The sequence below is a fragment of the [Clostridium] ultunense DSM 10521 genome (assembly GCF_000511955.1).
In the GTDB taxonomy this organism is placed as follows: Bacteria; Bacillota; Clostridia; order Tissierellales; family Tepidimicrobiaceae; genus Schnuerera; species Schnuerera ultunensis.
In genome coordinates, this window is the sequence record NZ_AZSU01000003.1 from 381,695 (window position 1) to 387,618 (window position 5,924).

General features: G+C 30.8%; 7 protein-coding genes. 1 reads left to right on the forward strand and 6 read right to left on the reverse strand.

The annotated features are described in order from the left end of the window. Nucleotides 1-450, reverse strand: a 450-nt coding sequence (locus CUL_RS17080; RefSeq protein ID WP_025640197.1) for an IS256 family transposase, incomplete at its 3' end; no start/stop codon positions are given. 39 nt (nt 451-489) lie between these two features. Between CUL_RS17080 and CUL_RS18410 the strand changes: the two genes are divergently transcribed. Then, nucleotides 490-708 carry an ATP-binding protein gene (locus CUL_RS18410; RefSeq protein WP_279385997.1) on the forward strand — a complete coding sequence of 73 codons (219 nt, stop codon included), beginning with the start codon at nt 490-492 and terminating at the stop codon, nt 706-708. Here the strand turns inward: CUL_RS18410 and CUL_RS19140 are convergent. The 5 genes from CUL_RS19140 to CUL_RS0109120 all read right to left on the reverse strand — a co-directional run bounded on the left by CUL_RS19140 (nt 656) and on the right by CUL_RS0109120 (nt 5,837). Further along, nucleotides 656-1,087, reverse strand: a complete 432-nt coding sequence (locus tag CUL_RS19140) for a polysaccharide deacetylase family protein (RefSeq protein WP_025641284.1) — start codon at nt 1,085-1,087, stop codon at nt 656-658. The genes CUL_RS18410 and CUL_RS19140 overlap by 53 nt on opposite strands. Beyond that, nucleotides 1,077-2,195, reverse strand: coding sequence for a Gfo/Idh/MocA family protein (locus tag CUL_RS0109105; protein WP_005587915.1), 1,119 nt, complete (start codon nt 2,193-2,195; stop codon nt 1,077-1,079). Before CUL_RS0109105 ends, CUL_RS19140 begins: the two co-directional genes overlap by 11 nt. A gap of 12 nt (nt 2,196-2,207) precedes the next feature. After that, a complete protein-coding gene (locus tag CUL_RS0109110; RefSeq protein ID WP_005587916.1) occupies nt 2,208-3,509 on the reverse strand; it encodes a nucleotide sugar dehydrogenase in 1,302 nt (433 codons plus the stop codon). An 11-nt stretch (nt 3,510-3,520) separates the two neighbouring features. Next, nucleotides 3,521-4,627 carry a DegT/DnrJ/EryC1/StrS family aminotransferase gene (locus CUL_RS0109115; protein WP_005587917.1) on the reverse strand — a complete coding sequence of 369 codons (1,107 nt, stop codon included), beginning with the start codon at nt 4,625-4,627 and terminating at the stop codon, nt 3,521-3,523. 148 nt (nt 4,628-4,775) lie between these two features. Next, nucleotides 4,776-5,837, reverse strand: coding sequence for a glucose-1-phosphate thymidylyltransferase (locus tag CUL_RS0109120; protein WP_051403531.1), 1,062 nt, complete (start codon nt 5,835-5,837; stop codon nt 4,776-4,778). Nucleotides 5,838-5,924: the final 87 nt, after the last annotated feature.

Genomic DNA, 5,924 nt, shown 5'->3' on the forward strand with positions numbered 1-5,924 from the left:
TTGTGGAATAATTTTATCTGTTATTTTGCTAACCATATCTGCTGATACTTCAATTCCATAGAGATCCTTTACCTGGTCATGAATATCCCTAGTTGACATTCCTCTTGCATAAAGGGATATTATTTGTTCTTCTATACCTGATATATCCCTTGTATGTTTTGGAACTACTACTGGTTCAAATTCGCCATTTCTATCTCTTGGTATATCTAACTCAATTTCTCCAAAACGAGTGCTTACAGTCTTTTTCGTAGTACCATTTCTACGATTATCTGTATTTTTGTTCTTTTTATCTCCTTTTACATATCCTAATTCTACCTCTAATTCTGCCTCTAACATCTCTTGTAGTGCATCTTTAAACATTTCTTTAAGATATGTGTGGAGATCATTTACTGTTTTTAAATCTCCATCTACTATCATATTTCTTAAAACTTCCTTTGGTAAAGTTGCCATAAAAAATTCTCCTTTCTAGTTTTGGTCTTATTTAGATTCTTGCCAGAAAAGAGAATTTTATTTCCTAAAAGCACAAATTATTTTACACTACCCTCAAAATGGCCTGATATATTTGGTTCACCAACTATTGCTAATGCAATATTAGACAGACTCCTTCACCATAGCCATATTATATCTATCAAAGGGCCATCCTACAGAATCCAATCTAAAATACAATATTTAGATAATAATAGGGTAAAGGATTCTGGGGTCTCATAGTCCACTTTTTGTACATAGTTATTTTCCACTTTTTAGACATTCTTATATTGACATTTACATTATATGACCTCTCGTCAAAATGGAGCCCTATTTGATGACCTAAAGACATTATTTCATATAGGATTTTTGAATAGTGATTTTCAAAAATATTGTAGAAAGGAGAGGTTAGCCAGATAAAATAAGTTGATTTCACCCCATGTTTTTTTTCGATTTCAGCCAATGTTAAACTCTTTTCTGGACTTTGATCTATATCATGTCGTAATAGTAGTATTTTTTCTCCCTTGCTATATCTATCATTAAAGAAGATACTTCTGTATGGACTTTTTTTTATTAATTTACAAATATATTCATAATGATCATTAGTAAAACTACATTTCATATCTACACCTCAATAAATTATGAATATCCACTTCCTTTACAGGAAAATCTATCTTTTCTCCTAACAGCTGGGATAAATATGCCCCTAAGACTATCTCTAAGGACTTCTTTCCTTCTTCTCCATTTACCATAGGCTCCCTATTCTCTTTTATAGCATCAATAAAATCCTTATACAGGAGGCTATGGCTATGTGCATAAATTTTATTATAATTTAAAAACTGCTTTTCTAAATTTTCTTCTTCATATTCCTCTCCCTTTTCAAATTTCCAAACCTTAATCATATTAATCCTTGAACCACCCATTACCACTGTACCCTTTTCTCCAAAAATGCTTAAGGTTTCTTCTAAATTTTTTGGATATACACAGAGATTCCCTTCAACAATTCCTATAGTACCATTTTTGAATCTAATAATAATAGCTGCAAAATCTTCTGCTTGCATATTGCTAAAAAATGTATCCGTTTGCGCAAATAAATTTCCCACTTTGGAATTCATCATCCATTGGAGAAGGTCTATATGATGAATGCATTGATTTATTAAAGCACCTCCTCCCAATTTCCAATCCTTCCTCCAAGGTGCTTTTAAATAATAGTCTTTATCTCTATTCCAAAGGATTCTTGTTGTACCATTTATTAGCTGTCCAAACCTTTCATTTTCAATTGCTTCTTTCAATTTCAATATTGGTGGACTAAATCTATTTTGATAACATACTCCTAATTTCACCTTCTTTTCTTTTGAAATTTTTATCATTTCATCAGCATCTGTAATAGATAGAGCCATAGGTTTTTCTACTAATACATGTTTTCCAAGCTTTAAACAATCTATTGAATGTTTTCCATGAAATCCACTTTCAGTAGTTATTATTACCGCGTCTACATCGTTTTTTTCTAACATCTCCTTGTAATCCATATATTTTTTAATACTTTGAAATTCTATATATTCTTTTTCTTTAATTAATTTATTATAATATTTAATAGCATTATCCATTCTCTCAGGTAAAATATCACATACTGCTACTAATCTTGCCTCCAAATTATTATCTGCTAAAGCCTCTATATGTTTATCAGATATTCTGCCACAACCTAAAATGGCAATTTTTAATCTTTCCATTTGACTCCCCCATCAAAGTTTAATTATATTCTCCCTATTATTCTCCATATTTTTGGTTACATTTTTAGTATCAAATACTATTTGGGCATTTTCTACTATTTTATTATATTCCATCTTAGTATGAGCAGTAGTTATTATGACAATATCTTTTTCTTTAATCTTATCTATTGCTAAGTCCTTAGATTTATACATTTTACTTTTCCATCTAAATTGCGGTACAAAGGGATCATAATACTCAACTATTGCTCCTTCCTTTTCTAAACGTTCCAGTACTTTTAACGCCGGAGATTCTCTTATGTCGTCAATGTCTTGTTTATAAGCTACTCCAACCATCAATATTTTTGCACCTTTTAAGGGTTTATTCACCCTATTTAAAATTTTTATGGTTTTCTCCAATACAAAATCAGGCATTGAGCTATTTATTTCATCTGATATCCCTATTAGTCTAGTATGGTAATCATATTCCCTTGCCTTCCACATCAAATAAAGAGGATCTACTGGAATACAATGACCTCCTACGCCTGGTCCTGGATAAAAGGATTGAAATCCATAAGGTTTAGTTTCAGCCGCATCTATGACTTCCCATATATCGATACCAATTTTGTCACATATTATTGCCATCTCATTAGCCAATGCGATATTAATATTTCTATAGGTGTTTTCAAGAATTTTACACATTTCTGCAACTTTTGGGCTAGATACTTTGTACACATCACATCCTATAGTATTTTTATAAAAAGCTGCTGCCATTTTAGTGCAATTATCCGTCACTCCTCCAACTACTTTTGTAGTGTTTTTCACATTATATTCTTTGTTTCCTGGGTCCATTCTTTCTGCTGAATAGGCAAGGTGAAAATCCTTTCCAGGTTGGAGACCTGAAGCCTTGAGATTTGGCAATAACAATTCCTCAGTAGTACCAGGATAAGTGGTACTTTCAAGTACTACTAGCATATTCCTATGAAAATTTTTAGATATTTCTTTTATTGAATTCTCTATATAACTAGTATTTGGTACTTTATATTCATCAATAGGTGTAGGAACACATATGATTATGCAATCGACGGTTTTCAATATTGTAGAATCGGTGGTAACCATCAAAAGTTTGTTTTTTATTAAATATTTTAAATCTTCATTGGTAACACCATCTATATAACTAATCCCTTCATTCAAATAATTGATTTTATCTATATCAATATCTATACCTAATACTTTATAACCATTTTTAGCTATTTCTATAGCCAAAGGTAGACCTACATATCCTAATCCTATAATTCCAATAGCAACTCTTTTTCCTTTAATTTTACTCAATAGCATGTTTTCATCTCCTATCTACTTGAATAAAACTCTCTAATGTTTTCTACTATGTATCCCTGCATCCCCTCTGTCATTTCTGGATAGATAGGAAGAGCTAAAGTTTTTTTTGAAACATGTTCTGCTACTGGAAAATCACCTTTTTCATAATTCAATTCTTTATAAGCTCTCTGTAAATGTAAAGGCAAAGGATAATATATTCCAGTGTCTATCCCTTTACCTTTTAAATAACTTCTCAAATTATCCCTTTTATCTAATTGAACTACGTATAGATGGTAAACTGAATATATATGATCTATTTCTACTGGTATTTTCACTGGGATATTTTCCAATAATCTATTATATCTGCAAGCTATCTTTCTCCTTTTTTCATTCCATTGGAGTAAATATTTAAGCTTAACCCTTAAAATCGCCCCTTGAATTTCATCCAAGCGACTATTATAGCCTAACATTTCATTAAAATACTTAACTTTTTGTCCGTGAAACCTTAGCATTCTTAAACTTTTAGCTATAATTTCGTCATTTGTCACCACCATACCACCATCTCCCATACAGCCCAAATTTTTCGTAGGGAAAAAAGAAAAACATCCAGCATGACCTATAGAACCAATCTTTCTACCTTTGTATATGGCTCCTATGGCTTGGCAAGCATCCTCTATAATTATTAAATTATGTTTATTTCCTATATCTATAATTTTGTCCATATCAGCTGGTTGTCCAAATAAATGAACAGGTATAATTGCCTTTGTTTTGCCAGTAATTTTTTCTTCTACTTTATTTACATCAATATTATAAGTATCCTTGTCTATATCAACAAAAACAGGAGTCCCTCCTACTTGAGATATGGCTTCTGCAGTGGCAAAGAAAGTAAAAGGTGTTGTTATTACCTCATCACCTTTACCTATTCCATAGGCTTCAAGAGTTAGTTGTAATGCATCAGTACCGTTAGCAACCCCTATACCGTATTTGGTATTGGTGAACTCTGCTATTTCCTTTTCCAAATTCTTTACATTTTCCCCTAGAATAAACTTACCTCCTTTTATTACTAAATGAATTGCTTCTTTTATTTCCTTTTCAATGGATTCATGTTGAGATTTCAAATCTATCAATGGTATCTTCATTTTATCTCTCCTAATTCAAAATCTATTAGCAATGAAATAATATATTATCGTATTATACAATTATGCAGCTATAATTAACAATGTTACAACTAACTATAGTCAATAAATATTAAAAACCTTTGTCAAAACTTTTGACAAAGGTTTTTAATCAACTAGACATATTAACTTTACTGCCTTTACCTAATATTAATTTGTTCACCTTTTTCAACCCTTTTTCATTTCTAATAGTAGAGCCTTCTCCAATAATTGAAGAATCAATAGCACTTTCCACACCCCATATAGTACATCCATCTAATATAATAGAGTTTTCCAGATTTGATTTATCGATGTTTACTCCATTTCCTATTGAAGTATAAGGTCCAATATAGGAATGTTTAATTATAGTTTTTTCACCCACAATTATTGGCCCTCTTACTACACTATTATATATAGCTGAATCTTTTCCAAGGAAAACTTCCCCAGTTATGTTAGAATTTACTACTTCCCCTATTATATTTTCTTCTATGGAGGATAGTCTATCTATATTTTCATCAATTACATCAGTTGGATTCCCTATATCCCTCCATTTGTCTTTTAATATCTGATAACCTACATTATATTCCTTTTGTAATAGCCATCTTATAGCATCAGTTATTTCATATTCACCACGATAAGATGGCTTTATTTCCCTAGATGCTTTAAATATATTTTTATCAAAAGCATATAGCCCTGTAATAGCCAAATTGCTAAAAGCCATTTTGGGCTTCTCTTCTAAATCTATTATCTTATTGTCCCCTATATAAGCTACTCCAAACTTTTCGGGGTTTTTCACTTCCTTCAATAAAATTTTACAGCTCTTTTCACTAGTTTTAAAATCCGCGATAAAATGTTTCAAATCAAAATTAAAAGAATTATCCCCTAATACCATAATAAATTTTTCTTTATTAATAAATTCTTCAGCAAATAATAGTCCATGAGCTATACCTTTTGGATCATATTGTATTATATAATAAAAATCCTCAGTGAAATATTTATTTAATACTTTCTGAAATATTGGCTTATTATATTCATTTACCAAAATCCCTAATTCATCTATTCCTGATTTCAAGAGTAGTTCTATAGTATATACGATTAAAGGTTTATTTCCAATAGGAATTAGCTGCTTTGGAACTGTATAGGTAATGGGATGGAGCCTGGTACCTTTTCCCCCACATAAAATTAGCCCCTTCAATTTCATACCTCCCTTTATATTATATCCTTATACATTATATTTATATAAAAGTGTTTTGATAATATGAAATAAACTGAGGCAAGATAT